This is a genomic window from Pseudonocardia alni (assembly GCF_002813375.1).
GTDB classification, from domain to species: Bacteria; Actinomycetota; Actinomycetes; order Mycobacteriales; family Pseudonocardiaceae; genus Pseudonocardia; species Pseudonocardia alni.
Window position 1 is genome coordinate 2,379,511 of record NZ_PHUJ01000003.1, and the last position, 13,945, is coordinate 2,393,455.

At 75.1% G+C, this 13,945-nt stretch carries 14 protein-coding genes; 5 read left to right on the forward strand and 9 right to left on the reverse strand.

Features of this window, described 5'->3' with window-relative positions:
• Window positions 1-91: 91 nt before the first annotated feature.
• Together ATL51_RS11930 and ATL51_RS11935 are read right to left on the reverse strand one after the other, a co-directional pair.
• Window positions 92-1,504: a phosphomannomutase/phosphoglucomutase gene (locus tag ATL51_RS11930; RefSeq protein ID WP_100878665.1), complete on the reverse strand. Its 1,413-nt coding sequence runs from the start codon at window positions 1,502-1,504 to the stop codon at window positions 92-94.
• 64 nt (window positions 1,505-1,568) lie between these two features.
• The gene (locus ATL51_RS11935; protein ID WP_020627719.1) at window positions 1,569-1,919 is read right to left on the reverse strand and encodes a DUF3499 domain-containing protein; all 351 of its coding nucleotides are present in this window, start codon (window positions 1,917-1,919) and stop codon (window positions 1,569-1,571) included.
• Between the two features lie 135 nt (window positions 1,920-2,054).
• Between ATL51_RS11935 and ATL51_RS11940 the strand changes: the two genes are divergently transcribed.
• Complete coding sequence (locus ATL51_RS11940; RefSeq protein WP_208622973.1) at window positions 2,055-2,540, forward strand: metallopeptidase family protein; 486 nt, start codon at window positions 2,055-2,057, stop codon at window positions 2,538-2,540.
• A 93-nt stretch (window positions 2,541-2,633) separates the two neighbouring features.
• Here ATL51_RS11940 and ATL51_RS11945 read toward each other — a convergent pair whose 3' ends face one another.
• Entirely contained in the window at window positions 2,634-2,924 is a 291-nt protein-coding gene (locus tag ATL51_RS11945; RefSeq protein ID WP_083658828.1) for a WhiB family transcriptional regulator, read from the reverse strand.
• A 221-nt stretch (window positions 2,925-3,145) separates the two neighbouring features.
• Between ATL51_RS11945 and ATL51_RS11950 the strand changes: the two genes are divergently transcribed.
• A complete protein-coding gene (locus ATL51_RS11950; protein ID WP_100878667.1) occupies window positions 3,146-3,916 on the forward strand; it encodes a site-2 protease family protein in 771 nt (256 codons plus the stop codon).
• Between the two features lie 7 nt (window positions 3,917-3,923).
• Here the strand turns inward: ATL51_RS11950 and ATL51_RS11955 are convergent, their stop codons facing one another.
• Genes ATL51_RS11955 through ATL51_RS11980 form a run of 6 tightly spaced genes read right to left on the reverse strand, consistent with a single transcriptional unit; the run spans window position 3,924 to window position 9,764 of the window.
• Entirely contained in the window at window positions 3,924-4,454 is a 531-nt protein-coding gene (locus ATL51_RS11955; protein WP_073576348.1) for an NUDIX hydrolase, read from the reverse strand.
• 4 nt (window positions 4,455-4,458) lie between these two features.
• Window positions 4,459-5,808, reverse strand: coding sequence for a coenzyme F420-0:L-glutamate ligase (locus ATL51_RS11960; protein ID WP_100878668.1), 1,350 nt, complete (start codon window positions 5,806-5,808; stop codon window positions 4,459-4,461).
• Window positions 5,801-6,799, reverse strand: coding sequence for a 2-phospho-L-lactate transferase (gene cofD / locus ATL51_RS11965; protein ID WP_100878669.1), 999 nt, complete (start codon window positions 6,797-6,799; stop codon window positions 5,801-5,803). The genes ATL51_RS11960 and cofD overlap by 8 nt, the downstream gene beginning before the upstream one ends.
• Window positions 6,800-6,817: 18 nt before the next feature.
• Window positions 6,818-7,765: a DNA-3-methyladenine glycosylase family protein gene (locus ATL51_RS11970; protein WP_301548999.1), complete on the reverse strand. Its 948-nt coding sequence runs from the start codon at window positions 7,763-7,765 to the stop codon at window positions 6,818-6,820.
• An 11-nt stretch (window positions 7,766-7,776) separates the two neighbouring features.
• Complete coding sequence (locus ATL51_RS11975) at window positions 7,777-8,847, reverse strand: mannose-1-phosphate guanylyltransferase (RefSeq protein WP_100878670.1); 1,071 nt, start codon at window positions 8,845-8,847, stop codon at window positions 7,777-7,779.
• Window positions 8,848-8,885: 38 nt separating this feature from the next.
• Window positions 8,886-9,764 carry a glycosyltransferase family 2 protein gene (locus ATL51_RS11980; protein ID WP_100878671.1) on the reverse strand — a complete coding sequence of 293 codons (879 nt, stop codon included), beginning with the start codon at window positions 9,762-9,764 and terminating at the stop codon, window positions 8,886-8,888.
• A gap of 414 nt (window positions 9,765-10,178) precedes the next feature.
• On the opposite strand from ATL51_RS11980, the gene ATL51_RS11985 reads away from it, so the two are divergent.
• From ATL51_RS11985 to ilvA, 3 genes are read left to right on the forward strand one after another with little or no spacing between them, the layout of a single operon-like run.
• Window positions 10,179-11,843 (forward strand): LCP family protein, encoded by a 1,665-nt coding sequence (locus tag ATL51_RS11985; RefSeq protein ID WP_100878672.1) that lies wholly within the window; start codon window positions 10,179-10,181, stop codon window positions 11,841-11,843.
• 17 nt (window positions 11,844-11,860) lie between these two features.
• Window positions 11,861-12,607 carry a TIGR03089 family protein gene (locus tag ATL51_RS11990; protein ID WP_100878673.1) on the forward strand — a complete coding sequence of 249 codons (747 nt, stop codon included), beginning with the start codon at window positions 11,861-11,863 and terminating at the stop codon, window positions 12,605-12,607.
• Between the two features lie 22 nt (window positions 12,608-12,629).
• Window positions 12,630-13,895, forward strand: a complete 1,266-nt coding sequence (gene ilvA / locus ATL51_RS11995) for a threonine ammonia-lyase IlvA (protein ID WP_100878674.1) — start codon at window positions 12,630-12,632, stop codon at window positions 13,893-13,895.
• Window positions 13,896-13,945: the final 50 nt, after the last annotated feature.

A 13,945-nucleotide genomic window follows, 5' to 3' on the forward strand; every position in this document is an offset into this window, starting at 1 on the left:
TCGCGCTCTCGATGCTGCCACCCGGTACCGACACTCCGCGGCAGCCGACCGGGTACGGACGCCATCACCGCAGGTGTGCGGGGCCGCGCGATCAGGCGCGCACGACCGCCAGCACCTCGTCCACCAGGGCACGGACGGCCGCGTCGTCGGCCGCCTCGACGTTGAGCCGCAGCAGCGGCTCGGTGTTCGAGGCCCGCAGGTTGAACCACGATCCGTCCGGCAGCGAGACGGTCAGGCCGTCGAGCCGGTCGAGCTCGACGCCGTCGCGCGGGCCGAAGACGCCCTCGATCTCGGCGACCCGCGCGGCCTGGTCGTCGACCGTCGAGTTGATCTCCCCGGAGGCGGCGTAGCGGTCGTAGCCCGCCATCAGCCCGGACACCGTCGCACCGGCGGCGGCCGCCCGGTGCTCGCCGAGCGCGGCCAGCAGGTGCAGCGCCGCGAGCATGCCGGAGTCGGCCTTCCAGAAGTCGCGGAAGTAGTAGTGCGCGGAGTGCTCGCCGCCGAACACCGCGCCGGTCTCGGCCATCGTCTGCTTGATGAACGAGTGGCCCACCCGGGTGCGGACCGCGCGGCCGCCGTGCTCGGCGACCAGCTCGGGGACCGCCCGCGAGGTGATCAGGTTGTGGATGACGGCGACGTCGGACTCCCCCGCCGCGTGCGCCCGGACGAGCTCACGGGCCGCGACCAGCCCGGTGATGGCGCTGGGGCTCACCGCCTCGCCCCGCTCGTCGACGGCGAAGCAGCGGTCGGCGTCGCCGTCGAAGGCCAGGCCGAGGTCCGCGCCCTCGGCGACGACCCGCTTCTGCAGGTCGACCAGGTTCGCCGGGTCCAGCGGATTCGCCTCGTGGTTCGGGAAGTTCCCGTCGAGCTCGAAGTACAGCGGCACGACGCGCACGTTCAGGCCGTCGAACACGGTCGGGACGGTGTGCCCGCCCATCCCGTTCCCGGCGTCGACGACGACGGTCAGCTCCGGGGAGGCGTCCAGCGAGGTCAGGTCGACCAGGCCGCGCAGGTAGCGCGCGTAGCCGGTGAGCATGTCCTCGGTGCGCACGGCACCGGGCGACGGGACCTCGGGGACCCCGGAGTCGAGGAAGCGGCCCGCCTCGTCGCGGATCGTCGCGAGGCCGGAGTCCTGGCCGACCGGGACGGCGCCGGCGCGGCACAGCTTGATGCCGTTGTAGGCGGCCGGGTTGTGGCTCGCGGTGAACATCGCGCCGGGCAGGTCCCGCGTGCCGGAGGCGTAGTAGAGCATGTCGGTGCTCGCGAGCCCGATGTCGACGACGTCGAGCCCCTGCCCGGTCACCCCGTCGGCGAACGCCGCCGCGAGCGCGGGCGAGCTGTCCCGCATGTCCCGCCCGACGACCACCGCCGACGGCGCCGGGTCGTCGCCCGCTACGAGCCGCGCCGTCGCCGCACCCAGTGCGCGCGCGGTGGGCTCGTCCAGTTGGTCGCCGACGACACCGCGGATGTCGTAGGCCTTCACGATCGCCGAGAGGTCGGGCACGACGCACGACCCTAGCGCAGCCGTGTCACCCGTCCGCGCAGGTCTCCTCACCCCGTGGGGCGGCTCAGCCGTCCTCGGGCTTCGGGAGCACCCGCAGGTGCCCGCGCCGCCCCGTGCCACCGGGCCGTGCGACCACCTCGACCGGCCGGTCCACCCGACCCGCCTCGCGGACGGCGTCGGCGAGCGCGGTGAGGTCCTCGCCGCTGTGCTGGGGCTGGGCGAACTCGCCCTCGAACCGGACGACCTCCCACCCGCGGGGGGCGGTGAGGTTGTGCGCGTGCCCGGTGCAGAGGTCGTAGGAGTGCGGCTCGGCCTGCGTGGCCAGCGGGCCGACGACGGCGGTCGAGTCGGCGTAGACGTAGGTGAGCGTGGCGACGGCGAGCTCGGTGCAGCCCGTCCGTGAACATCTCCGCACACTCAACACGTCGCCGACGATAGCCCGTCACGGGCCCGCCGCCGCACTGCGACGCGCACCCCGCTCGGCGGACGGTCCGCCCGCCGCGGTCGCGGGTCACCCCCGGGTGGGGCGCGGGGGTCCTAGAATGCCCTGGTGCCCACCGCTCGTCCCGAGAACGACCGCCGGTCGCCGCGCAGCCCGCGCCGGCGGGACCGGCGAGGACGCGGCCTGCGCGGCCTGATGTACCCGGTGTCGACGCCGGCCTTCCGCACCCGCGCCGAACGCTTCGACGCGAAGGTGCTGGAGGCGCTCGAACCGATCGAGGCGCGCTGGGGCCCGGAGCTGGTCGACCTCGACCTCGCCGTCGACGACGTGCCGTCGGTCGACCGCACCTCGCCCGACGAGATCGTGTGGGGCACCGGGGTGCTGGCCGACGTCGGCGTCCCGCTGGCGCACCTCGTGCCGGCCGGGGTCGACTCCGCCGGGATGCCGACCCGGGCGCGGATCGTGCTCTACCGCCGCCCGCTCGAGGCCAGGGCGCGCAACGGCGAGGACCTCGCCGACCTCGTGCACGAGGTGCTCGTCGAGCAGGTCGCGGAGTACCTCAACATCGAGCCCGACGCCGTCGACGGCGGCTGAGCGCCCCCGCGGGGCGACACGGCCCGAGGACGACGACGGGCCGGTCACCGTGACGGCGACCGGCCCTCGTGTTCCTGTTCCCCCCGCGGAGTCTCAGACGGCGGCGCGGCGGAGGCGACGGCGCTCCCGCTCGCTCAGCCCGCCCCAGATGCCGAAACGCTCGTCCTGGGCCAGCGCGTACTCCAGGCACTCGGCCCGGACCTCGCAGCCGGAGCAGATGCGCTTGGCCTCACGGGTGGAGCCGCCCTTCTCGGGGAAGAACGCCTCCGGGTCGGTCTGCGCGCAGAGCGCACGCTCCTGCCAGTCCGGCACCTCCTCGGAGGAACCGTCGTCCAGCAGACCCTTCAGGTCCAGGATCTGGGCGACCTGGTCGTAGTCGGCCATCTCGTGATCGGGCCGTTCGACCGTGCCCACCGGCTCGGCTTCCACCGGCCGCAGCATCCGCATGAACCCCTCGACGTCGTCCACTCGCCCACCTCCCCGCAACGCACTGGCGAATGACACCGCTGTAAGTACAGCGCTGACACTCGCTCTGTGCAAGCCGGCTCTGCCGATTGAGTGAAGGGTCGCGCGCGGGCGTTTCCTCCGACATGGAGTATGGGTACGTGCCGTCCCTGACACGCCGCATCAGCCCCTGGTTCCTGCTGATCCTCGGCGTCACCCTTCTCGGTGGCGTTCTCGCCGCCGCCGCCGTCCCCACCCGATCGGGGGTCCTGGCGACCTCCGGGATCTTCGTCATGGTGCTCGGCGGCTGGGTGGTGTCGCTGTGCCTGCACGAGTACGGGCACGCCATCACCGCCTATCGCGGCGGGGACACCTCGGTCGCGGCGAAGGGATACCTGACCCTCGACGTGCGGCGCTACGCCGACCCCGGCCTGTCCCTGGTGCTGCCGCTGATCATCCTGCTGATCGGCGGGCTGCCGCTGCCCGGCGGGGCGGTGTGGATCAACCAGTGGGCGCTGCGGTCGCGGGCCCGGCGCAGCGCGGTCTCGCTGGCGGGCCCCGCGGCGAACCTGGCCCTCGGCATCGTGTTGATCATCACGGTGGCCGCGTTCCCGGGGATGCCGCTGCCGGTGGCGGCCGGGCTGTCCGCGCTCGCGTACTTCCAGATCATCGCGTTCGTGCTGAACATGCTGCCCGTGCCCGGCCTCGACGGCTGGGGGGCGCTGGAGCCGTACCTGTCCGCGCCGGCGCGGCGCCTCGGCGAGCGGGTCCGGCCCTGGGCCCCGTTCGTGCTGCTCGCCCTGCTGCTGTTCGTGCCCGGGGTGAGCGCGCTGTTCTTCGCCGCCACCCAGCTGCTGTTCGGCGCCGCCGGCGGGAACCAGGAGCTGTTCCGGCTCGGCTACTCCGCGATGTTCTTCTGGCGCAACCTCTGAGCCCGGCTCAGCGGGCGGCGGCGACCATCGTCGCGACGGTGTCGTCGTCGGCGGGCAGCGCGTCCACCGGCCACCACCGCAGGTCCAGCGACTCGTCGCTGATCCGCGGCGTCGCGCCCGCGGGGGCGCGCACCAGGTAACGCACGTCCAGGTGGCGGGTCGGGACCCCGAGCGAGCAGGTGACGGGGTGGACGTCGACGTGCAGCGGGTGCTCGTCGATCTCCAGGCCGTCGATCCCGGACTCCTCGGTGGCCTCGCGCAGCGCCGCGGCGCGCAGCGAGTCGTCGCCCGGCTCGCAGTGCCCGCCCAGCTGGATCCAGCGGCCCACCCGCGGGTGCAGGGTCAGCAGCGTGTGGTCCCCGCCCGCGTCGAGCAGCAGCGCCGACGCGGTGAGGTGCCCGGGCACGCACGAGCGGTCGCAGGCGTCGTCGGGGCGCGCGTCGAGGAAGGCCAGCAGCGCGTGCTGCAGGGCCCGCTGGCCGGGGTCGCGCGGTGTCCAGGCGCCCAGCTCGCGGGCGGCCGTCGCCGTGGCCACCACGGGCTCACAGCTCCAGCAGGCCGTCGCCGGCCGGTCGGGGCGCGCGCGGGGCGATCGGCTCGGCCGGCACGCCGACGGCGACCGCACCGAGCGCCGCCCAGTCGTCGGGCAGGTCCAGGACCCGGCGGGCGACGTCCGCGGCGAAGATCGTCGAGCCGACCCAGCAGGACGCCAGCCCCTCCGCGGCCAGCGCGACCAGCAGGGACTGGACCGCCGCCCCGCCGGCGACGGTGAACATGTCCCGCTCGGCGGCGTCCCGGGCCGGGTCCGGGTAGCCGTGCATCCCCGCGGTGGACCGGAACGCCAGCACCAGCTCCGGGGCGCGTCGCAGCAGGTCCCCGCGGGCGAGGCGACGCTCCACCTCGTCGGCCGGGCGCCCGTCGGCGACCAGGTCGGCGCGCCAGCGCTCGCGCAGCGCGTCGAGCACCGCGGTGCGCCGCGCCGCGTCACGCAGCCACACGAACCGGAACGGGGTGCTGTGGTGCGGCGCGGGCGCGGTCAGCGCGACGCCCACGGCGCGGCGCACGGCGTCGTCGTCGACCGGCTCGTCGGCGAAGTCCCGGGTGCTGCGACGCAGCAGGACCGCCTCGCTGCGCCCGCGGGCGATCGCCTCCTCGGTGCCCAGCCAGAACAGGTCCTCCTCGATGGGCCGGATCAGGTCACGGGCGGTCGAGCCGTCGTCGGGCAGGGCCGCGCCGCGCAGCACCGCGACCGGCAGCCCGCCGAGCTTGCCCTTCACCAGGTCCGCGGCCGCGGCGATCTCGTCGGCGACGGCGATCTCGGTGACGACCAGGTCGTTGCCCTGGCCGTCGACGGCGCCGGAGTAGCCGTGCAGCACCGGCAGTCCGGCCGAGCCGATCGCGATGTCGGTCTGGCCGACCCGCCAGCTGCGCCCCAGGGTGTCGGTGACGACGACGCCGACCTCGACCCCGAGCAGCTCCCGCAGCCCGGCGCGCAGCCCGGCCGCGCTGGCGTCCGGGTCGGCGGGCAGCAGGGCGAGCTCGTCGCGGCGGACGTTGGAGCCGTCGATGCCCGCGGCGGCCTGCACGATGCCGAGCTTCCCGGCCACGATCAGCGTCCGGCCCTTGCGGGCCACCACCCGCTCGGTCTCCTGGTCGACCAGCCTGCGGCGCAGCGCGTCGCGCTCCTCCTCGTCGGCGGGGGCAGGCACCAGCCTGCCCTCGACCTTGGAGAACACCTTGCTGGTGACCACCACGACGTCGCCGTCGCGCAGCCAGGTCATCCGCTCGGCCAGCGCGGCGGTGAGGTCGTCGCCGGGGCGGAACTCCGGAAGCCCCGGGACTCCGATGATCTCCAGCCGCTGCGACGCGTGGTCGGCGAAACCCTCAGACACCGACGCCCGCCAGCTCGAACGCGGCGCGGGCCATGGCGGCGGTCGCGTCGTGGTCGGTCATCAGCAGCGGCACCTCGCGCACGGTCGCGCCGGGCACGGTCGCGGCGTCGCCGGTGTGCACCAGATAGCCGTCGAGCAGTCCGCCCTCGCCGCGGGCGCCGTAGTGCCGGCCCACGCCCTCGGCGCTGGTCTCGACGCCGATCGCGGTCAGGCAGGCGTCGGCCATGCCCCGCACCGGCGCCCCGCCGACGATCGGGGACAGCCCCACGACCTTCGCGGGCGTCGCCGCGAGGGCCTGGGCCATCCCGGGGACCGAGACGATCGTGCCGATCGACACCACCGGGTTGGACGGGGCGACGAGCACGACGTCGGCCCCGGCGATCGCGGCCCGGGCGTCGGGCAGGATCGCGGCCTGGTCGGCGCCGACCGAGGCGAAGCGGTACGCCTTCGGGGCGGCCCGGTGCCGGATCCACCACTCCTGGAAGTGGATCGCGACCTGCGGGGTCTCCTCGACCGCGGCCGGGTCCGGGTTGTCGATCACGACGTGGGTCTCGACGCGGTCGTCGGAGGCGGGCAGCAGCCGCACCCCGGGCTGCCAGCGGTGGCAGAGCGCCTCGGTGACCTGGGACAGCGGGTAGCCGGCACGCAGCATCCGGGTGCGGACGAGGTGGGTGGCGACGTCGCGGTCGCCCAGCCCGAACCAGGTCGCCTCGGCGCCGTAGGCCTCCAGCTCGGCCTTGACCGACCACGTCTCGTCCGAGCGGCCCCAGCCCTTCTCGACGTCGATGCCGCCGCCGAGGGTGTACATGACGGTGTCGAGGTCCGGACAGACCCGCAGCCCGTGCAGCCAGATGTCGTCGCCGACGTTGACCACGGCGGTGACCTCGTGCGCGGACTCGCCCGACCCCACGGGGGGCAGTCCGAGCGCGTGTTTCACGCCTTGCAGGAAGCGGGCTCCGCCGACGCCGCCGACCAGAACGGTGACCTTCACACGGCGACCCTACGTCGGTCAGAACGAGCGGTAGTCGCGCGGGGAGAACCGGGGCCCGAACCGGGGACGGCGGAACCCGGACGCCTCGATGTAGCGGACCGCGCGCTGGCGCTGCGGCACGTAGGGAGCGAGCACCTCGAGCATCCCCGCGTCGTCGAGGTCGTGCCCGAGCAGCGCCCAGCCGACGGTGTTGGGCACGTGGAAGTCGCCGAAGCTGACCGCGTCCGGGTCGCCCCAGGCGCGCTGGGCGATCTCCGCGGCCGTCCACACCCCGATGCCGCGGACCCTGCGCAGCAGCACCCGGCCCTGCTCCCCGCCCAGCTCGGCGGCCCGTTCCAGCCGGTGGGCGACGACGGCGGCGTGCAGGATCGCCGTCCGCCGGGCGTGGTCGACGCCGGCCCGGTGCCACTCCCACTCCGGCACCGCGCGGATCTGCCCGGGTGTCGGCGGCACCCGCATGCCGGCGGGCACCACCCCGGCCGGGCCCGGTGCGGGCGACCCGAACCGCCACGCGAGCTCGCGGAACGAGCGGTGCGCCTCGGTGCCGGTGACCTTCTGCTCCAGCACCGCGGGCAGCAGCGCGTCCCACACCCGGCCGGTGGAGCCCAGCCGCAGCCCGGGACGGCGCCGGTGCGCGTCGGCGACGAGCGGGTGGTGCGCCACGAACGCCGACGGGTCGTCGTCGGCCCCCAGCAACGACGGCAGCCGGTCGACCTCCCAGGCCGCGCCCGGCCCCCAGCCGGTCGCGCGCACGGTGCCGTGCGGGCCGCCGTCGGCGCGGCGGCGGATCGCGACGGTGGCGGGGCCGGCCGGCGTCGTCGAGACCCGCCAGATCACGGCGCCGTCGACGGCGGTGCGCCAGGTGGGGTCGCCGCGGCCGCGGCGCAGCGGGGCGAGGACGCCGTACAGGTCGAGCGGGAACGGCGGCCGCCATTCCCGGTCCACCACCACGGCGGCCGTGTCCACGCCCCCGATGGTCACACGTCGGGCGAGAACCGGACCCCGTGGGGCGGCAGCGTGACGTCCGGCCACACCCGCATGTTGTGCCGCAGCTCGCAGTGCGCGCCGATCACGGCCCGGTCGCCGACCACGGTGTCGCGGACGCTCGCGCCCTCCTCGACGACCGCACCGGACCCGATCACCGAGTTCTCCACGACCGCGCCCGCCTGCACCATCGCGCCGTCGAACAGCATGGAGCCCTCGACCCGGGCGCCGGAGCCGATCCGGGCGCCGCGGCCGACGGTCGTCCCGCCGAAGACGAACGCGTCGGAGGCCACCTCGGCCCCCTCCAGCACCATCGACTCGCCGGTCGGCCCGGGCAGCGCCGCCGAGGGCGCGACCCCGCGGACCAGGTCCGCCGAGCCGTGCACCAGGTCGCCGGGGGTCCCCATGTCGCGCCAGTAGGCGACGTCGACGTGGCCCTGCACGTGCGCCCCGGAGGCGAGCAGGTCGGGGAACGTCTCACGCTCCACCGACACCGGCCTGCCCTCGGGGATGGTGTCGATGACCTCGCGGCGGAAGACGTAGCACCCGGCGTTGATCTGGTCGGTCGGCGGGTCCTCGGTCTTCTCGAGGAACTCCAGCACCCGGCCGGTCGGATCGGTGGGGACGCAGCCGAAGGCCCGCGGGTTCTGCACCCGCACCAGGTGCAGCGTGACGTCGGCACCGGTGCTGCGGTGGGTGTCGGCGACGGCGGTCAGGTCGGTGCCCGCCAGCACGTCGCCGTTGAAGATCATGACGTGCTCGGCGGAGAGCTTGCCGGCCACGTTGCGGATGCCTCCGCCGGTGCCCAGCGGCTCGGTCTCGGTGACGTAGGTGAGGTCCAGCCCCAGCGACGAGCCGTCGCCGAAGTGCTCCTCGAAGGTCTCGGCCAGGTAGCTCGTGCCCAGCACCGCCCGCCGGATGCCCGCCTCGCGGATCCGCGACAGCAGGTGCGCCAGGAACGGCACCCCCGCCGTCGGCAGCATCGGCTTGGGCGCCGACAGGGTCAGTGGCCGCAGCCGGGTGCCCTTGCCCCCGACCAGCACGACCGCCTCGACGTCCTGCAACGCAGGTTCCCCCTCAGGTTCTTTCTTCTCGTTCGCGCTCAGCCGGTCCGCCGCAACAGACCCGAGCGCACGGCCAGGCCGGCGCGCAGGGCCGCACGCAGCGGCGCGTGCACCGGACCGCGGTGGCGGTCGGCCAGATAGCGGTAGGCGCTGCGGTGGTGCTCGGCGAGCATCCGTGCCGACACCTCCGGCTTGCCCGTGGACGCTCCGCCCACGTGTACGACATCGGCGCCGGGGACGTACACGTTTCGCCATCCGGCGAGACCGAGCCGCTCGCCCAGGTCGACGTCCTCGAAGTACATGAAGTAGCGCGGGTCGAAACCGTCGACGGAGTCGAACGCGGTGCGCCGCAGGAGCAGGCACGACCCGGACAGCCAGCCGGCCGCCCGCTCGGTCAGGTCCTCGCGGCTGCGCCGGTAGGCCGCGGTCCACGGGTTCGCGGGCCAGACCGGCGCCAGCGCGGCGTGCCCGGCGCCCGCGACCAGCGACGGCACCTCGCGTGCCGAGGGGTAGATCTCGCCGGACGGCTCGCGGATCAGCGGGCCGAGCGACCCGGCCCGGGGGTGGCGACGGCCGGCGTCGAGCAGGATGTCCAGCGAACCGGCACCCCACTCCAGGTCCGGGTTGGCGACGACGACCCAGCCGTATCGGTCGGGCAGCGAGGCCACGCCGCGGTTGGCGGCGGCACCGTAGCCGACGTTCTCCCCGATCGGCAGGACCGTCACGTGGTCGCGCTCGCGGGCCGCGCGCTCGGGGGCGCCGTCGACGGATCCGTTGTCGGCCAGGACGACCGGCACGTCCGCGCGGGTCGTCGCGCCCCGCAGCGAGTCGAGGAAGGTGTCCAGCAGCGCGCCCGGCGAGTAGGTCACCGTGACGACGGCGACCCCGTCGCCGTAGGACCGTGCGTCGTCGGTCACGTGGCCTCCTCGTCCTTTTCGTCCACCCCGCGCATGTCCCGCAACCTAGTCAGCACGGGCACACCCGCGCCCGGCGGCTCCGTCCGGCACCGCCCGTTCGCGCCCGCGAAGATCACACTCCGTCACCGCGACCATGATCGCGATACCCTCACTCCAACGTTCGGACCGTCCCCGAGCAGCGACGACACGCCGTACCCGTGTGTCACCCTCAAGTCCCGACCCCCTACGACGACCGGGCGAGCAACCCGACACGCAGGCCTGTACGACCCACCGCGGGGGCCCGGATGCTGCACCCTGGTCCCCGACCGGGGTGTCCGGTCCCAGAGACGCACGAGCCGTGCTCGGGTTCACCGGACTCCCCCGTCCGGGTGAGACGCAGCGGCGCGGACGAGACGGACCCCGAGGGGAGCGAGCATGGGCGAGGGCTACCGGGACCGCTCCCGCCCGTCGGCCGCCGAGCGCGCCGCGGCGCGACGGTCCGGCCGCCCCGCCGCCCCCGGCGACCGGTCCCGCTCGCCCCGGGTCCGCCCGGACACCGGCGCCGCACGCGGACGCCCCGCGGGCTCCGCGGGCTGGAGCCGGGCCGGGACCGCGACCGGCCCCGACGAGCACCCCCCGTACCCGGCGCGGGGCGGGCGCACCGGCGGAGGACCGCCCCGGGCCCGCGGGCTGCTGGCCCGGCTGCGGGTCGCCGTCGCCGTGCTGTCGGCGCTGACGGTGCTGCTCACCGGCGCCGTGTGGACCTTCTACCGCGACGTCACGGGCGGCATCACCACGACGAACCTGCTGTTCGGCGGCTCCGCGGGCGGCGAGCAGAACATCCTGCTGGTCGGCGTGGACAGCCGTACCGACGCGCAGGGCAACCCGCTGCCGGCCGACGTCCTGGCCCAGCTGCGCAGCGGCGCCGAGTCCGGCGTCCTCAACTCCGACACGATCATCGTCGTGCACCTGCCCGCCGACGGCGGCAGCGCGACCGCGTTCTCCATCCCGCGCGACTCCGAGGTGTCGATCCCCGGGATCGGCCGTAACAAGATCAACGCCGCCTACCCGCAGACGAAGGCGGAGACCGCGTCCCGGTTGGTCGCCGAGGGCGTGCGCGACCCCCGGCAGATCGACCAGGACTCGTCGCAGGCCGGTCGGCAGGCCCTGATCGACACCGTGCAGGACCTCACCGGGCTGGCCATCGACCACTTCGCCGAGGTCAACCTGCTCGGCTTCTACAACCTCACCAACGCCGTCGGCGGCGTCGACGTCTGTCTCAAGGCCCCGGCCAGGGACGAGCTCTCCGGCGCCGACTTCCCCGCAGGCCCGCAGACGATCTCCGGTGCCGACGCGCTCGCGTTCGTCCGGCAGCGGCACGGGCTCGCCGGCGGGGACCTGTCGCGTATCAACCGTCAGCAGGTGTTCCTCGCCGCGGTCGCCAACAAGGTCCTGTCCTCGGGCACGCTCACCGACCCGACCAAGCTCGGCGCGCTCATCGAGGTGATCCAGCAGTCGGTCGTCATCGACAGCGGCTGGGACCTGCTCGGCTTCGCCCGCGAGGCGTCGTCGATCGCGGCCGGGAGGATGGACTTCCTGACCATCCCCACCGGCGGCCCGGAGACCACCCGCGGCAAGGACGTGCTGCTCGTCGACCCCGCCGAGGTCCGCGACTTCGTCGCCCACCACACCGACCCCGAGCCCGAGGAGGCGGCCGCGACCTCCACGGAGGCGGCGGCGCCGGTCGTGGCCGACGTGGCGAACGGGTCCGGGGTGACCGGGCTGGCCGCACAGGTCGCCGACACCCTGGGCCGCACCGGGTTCACCCCCGGCGAGGTCGGCAACGCCCCGGACCGCACCACCTCGGTGGTCCGCTACAGCCAGGCCGACGGCGACGCCGCCGCCCGCCGGGTCGCCGAGGCGCTGGGCGGCATCGGCGTCGAGCAGTCCGACGCCGTCGCCCAGGGCCGGGTCCAGGTGCTGCTCGGCACCGACCGCGCGAACGGCGGCCGGTCGACCTCCGCGGCGGCCGCGCCCGCCGCCGCCCCGGCCCCCTCGACCCCGCCGATCACCGCGGGCGGGGTCCCCTGCATCGACTGACGTAGCGTTCCGGCGTGATGGACACCGTCTTCGGCTCCGGCCTGTTCCTCACCGACGCGCTGCTCGGCCCGGCGCTCGGCGCCGCGGCCCCGCGACCGCTGGTCACCCACTACGACGACGCGACCGGCGAGCGGACCGAGCTGTCCGGCACGACCACCGCGAACTGGACCGCGAAGGCGGCGAACCTGCTGCGCGACGAGGTCGACGTCGAGCCGGGCACCCGGGTCGCGGCGCTGCTGCCCGCGCACTGGCAGACCGTCGCCGCGCTGCTGGCCGTGTGGTCCTGCGGCGCGGAGCTGGTCGGCGACCCGGCGGGCGCGGACGTCGTGCTCGCCGACGCGGCGCGGCTCGACGTGGCGCTCGTGGCCGGGGCGGGCACGGTCGTCGCGTTCTCGCTGGACTTCTTCGGCCGCGGCCTGGGCGACCTCCCCGGTGGCACCGTCGACTTCGCGACCGAGGTGCGGGTGCACGGCGACGAGTTCGTCCCGTGGGACCCGGTGGACGGCGCGGCCCCGGCCTGGGACGGCGCGAGCGGCGAGCAGGTCCTGGCCGCGGCCCGGGAGCGTGCGGACGCACTCGGCATCACCGCGGGCGCCCGGGTGCTGTCGAGCACCGGCTGGGACAGCGCGGACGGACTGCGCGACGGGCTGCTCGCCGTCCTCGCGGCGGGGGCCTCGCTGGTCCAGACCGTGAACGCCGCCGGGGACCCGGCGACCCTCGACCGCCGCGCGGAGTCCGAGCGGGTCACCCTGCGCCTGGGGTGAGCGGCGGCCCCGGCCGGGGGTCATGACACCCTGGTCGACCGTGACCCCCTCTGTGAGCGCCCGGGACGTCGACGACGCGGCGGCCCGGCTCCGCGCCGTCATCGGCCCGACCCCGCTGCAGCTCAACCCCCGCCTGTCCGACGCGCTCGGCGGCGAGGTCTGGGTCAAGCGCGAGGACCTGCAACCGGTCCGTTCGTACAAGATCCGCGGCGCCTACAACCTCATCGCACAGCTGCCCGAGGCCGACCGCCTCGCCGGCGTCGTCTGTGCCAGCGCCGGCAACCACGCCCAGGGCGTCGCGTTCGCCTGCCAGCGCCTCGGCGTGACCGGTCGGGTGTACCTGCCCGGCACGACCCCGCGCCAGAAGCGGGACCGGGTCGCGCGGCTGGGCCGTGACGCCGTCGAGGTGCGGGTGGTCGGCAACACCTACGACGAGGCCGCCGCGGCCGCCCGCGCCGACGCCGAGTCCACCGGTGCCACCCAGGTGCCCGCCTTCGACGACCCGCGCACCGTCGCGGGCCAGGGCACGATCGCCCGCGAGATCGTCTCCCAGCTGGCCGACCCGCCGGATGTGCTGGTCGTGCCGGTCGGTGGCGGTGGACTGCTCGCCGGGGCCATCACCTACCTGCGCGAGCACGCGCCGTCGACCCGGATCGTGGGCGTCGAGCCCGCCGGGGCGGCGAGCATGGCGGCCGCGGTCGCCGCGGGCGAGCCGGTCGACCTGGGATCGCTGGACCCGTTCGTCGACGGCGCCGCCGTGCGCAAGGTCGGCGCGGCCACCTTCGACGTGGTGCGCGACGCGGGCGTGGAGCTGCTCGCGGTGCCCGAGGGCCGGATCTGCGTCGAGATGCTCGCGCTCTACCAGTCCGACGGGATCATCGCCGAGCCGGCGGGCGCGCTGTCCCCCGCGGCGCTGGACCGGCTCGACATCCCCCGCGACGCCACGACGGTCTGCCTGCTCTCGGGCGGCAACAACGATGTCTCCCGCTACGCCGACATCGTCGAGCGCGCCCTGGTCTTCGAGGGCCGCAAGCACTACTTCCTCGTCGAGTTCCCGCAGGAGCCGGGCGCGCTGCGCCGGTTCCTCGACGACGTCCTCGGCCCGGATGACGACATCACCCTGTTCGAGTACACCAAGCGCTCCAACCGGGAGACCGGCCCGGCCCTGGTCGGCATCGAGCTGGGTTCGCCGGACGACCTGCCCGCGCTGCTCAAGCGGATGCAGGAGGCTCCCCCGCACATCGAGCCGATCCCGCCGGACAGCCCGCTGTTCGGCTTCATCCTGTAGACGCCGCGCGCAACACGGCGGCAATCCGGGCCGCCTACCGTGCACGACCG